The following is a 1,728-nucleotide window of genomic DNA, read 5'->3' as shown; positions in this document are numbered from 1 at the left end:
ATGTATTGCTCTCAAAGGAAACCCCGACGAGGGGTTTCATATAAGCTCTACTGGCTTAGTTCACTAGCACACTGTTGAGTTCTCAAGCAACACACTTCGGACCGCCGCGCCGCGAAGGCGCCTTGGTCTTCGGCTTTTGTTTCAAGCTTTGTTCCAGGGATACCACCCTGGTTCGGGACCACCCACTCTACCACGATCGTGGGAGCTTGGTTCGTGTTCCCGGCGGCCGCTCGGTTTCCCTGGCGACTTGGAGAACTTTACATGCCCCCGAAACCCCCTTGCACAGGGGGGTCCCTTTTTTCGCGCCAGGCCCCTGACCTGCACCGATAGGCCGCTCAGGCCGGCTGGCGCTCCCCGTGGGTCGCGACGACCGTCAGCACGACCAGAGCGGCCGCGAGCCCGGCGGCGATGTGGATCGGCGCCGGCGTGAAGGACGCCGCCAGGACGAGCACCGCCGTCACCGGGAAACCGATGGCGATCGGGCGGCACTCGTTCGTCGGGCCGATGTGCAGCAGCCACACGCTCAGCAGGAACACCGCGACCGGGACCGTGGTCGGCAGCGCGGCCGCCAGCCCGCCGAGGTGCAGCGTCCCCGTGTCGTAGGCGACCGCCACCTCGAGGCCGGCACCGACGGCCGCCGCCGAGGCGAAGATGAAGTAGTGGCCGTAGCCCCAGCTCATCGACGTGAACATGGTCGGACGGCGGACGAGCCGCGCGTGGCCGGGCCGGTCGAAGTACAGCCACCACATGGAGAACACGAGCACCAGGCCGGCCGCGGCCAGCGAGATCAGCGCACCGGTGTGGCCCGGCTCCGCGGTGCCCTCCTTGATCGCGTTCGTCGCGCTGAGGATCACCTCGCCGAGGACGATCAGCGTGAACAGGCCGTACCGCTCGGCGATGTGGTGCGGGTGCCACGTCGTGCCGCCGTTGCTCTCGGCCCACACCGGCACGGCGAGCTCCACCAGCACGAGCACCACGAACCCGACGGCACCGGCGGTCCCCGGCACCCACAGCCGCGCGATCCACAGCGCCTGGACCACGACGATCCCGGCGGCGTACCGCAGCGCGGCCGGACGGCACCCCGGCTCCGACCGCGCCGCGCGCAGCCACTGGACCACCATCGCCAGCCGCATCAGGACGTACCCGGCGACGATCACCCGGAAGTCGCCCTCGAACGCGCTCGACACCCCGGCCGCGATGGTCAGCCCGCCGGCGATCTGCACGAGCGTGGCCAGCCGGTACGGGACGTCGTCGGTGTCGAACGCCGAGGCGAACCAGCTGAAGTTGAGCCAGCCCCACCAGATCGCGAAGAACACCATCGCGAACGAGGTGACGCCGTGGACCGCGTGGCCTTCGGCGAGCGCGTGGTGCAGCGCGGTCGCGGCCTGGCCGACGGCGACCACGAAACAGAGGTCGAAGAGCAGTTCCAGCGGGGTGGCGACGCGGTGGTGCTCAGCGCGGTCGCGGGAGCGCATCGGCCGGTACCAGACCCGGATCCGCGACGGCTGCTCGGTCATCGGGACTCCTCGCGTCGGCCTCGGACGGACGCGATCATCCCAGCACGATCAGCTCGGGAGCGCCGGGCACGACACGGGTGAAGAAGACGGGCGGGCCCGGTTCCCCCTCACCCGGGCCCGCCCCCCCCCCCCCCCCGGCCGCGGGCACCCAAGGGGGCCCCCAACGCCGGTGGCCGGCGGGGCCCCCCCCACCCCCCCAACCCCAGGACGG

General features: G+C 70.5%; 1 protein-coding gene. It reads right to left on the bottom strand.

The genetic code is table 11. The features are described from left to right. Positions 1-335 precede the first annotated feature (335 nt). The gene (locus ABZX11_RS48160) at positions 336-1,517 is read right to left on the bottom strand and encodes a low temperature requirement protein A (RefSeq protein ID WP_354925922.1); all 1,182 of its coding nucleotides are present in this window, start codon (positions 1,515-1,517) and stop codon (positions 336-338) included. Between the last annotated feature and the right edge of the window lie 211 nt (positions 1,518-1,728).

This window comes from Amycolatopsis sp. NPDC004169 (assembly GCF_040610315.1).
In the GTDB taxonomy this organism is placed as follows: Bacteria; Actinomycetota; Actinomycetes; order Mycobacteriales; family Pseudonocardiaceae; genus Amycolatopsis.
This window is presented reverse-complemented; position numbering and strand designations above follow the sequence as displayed.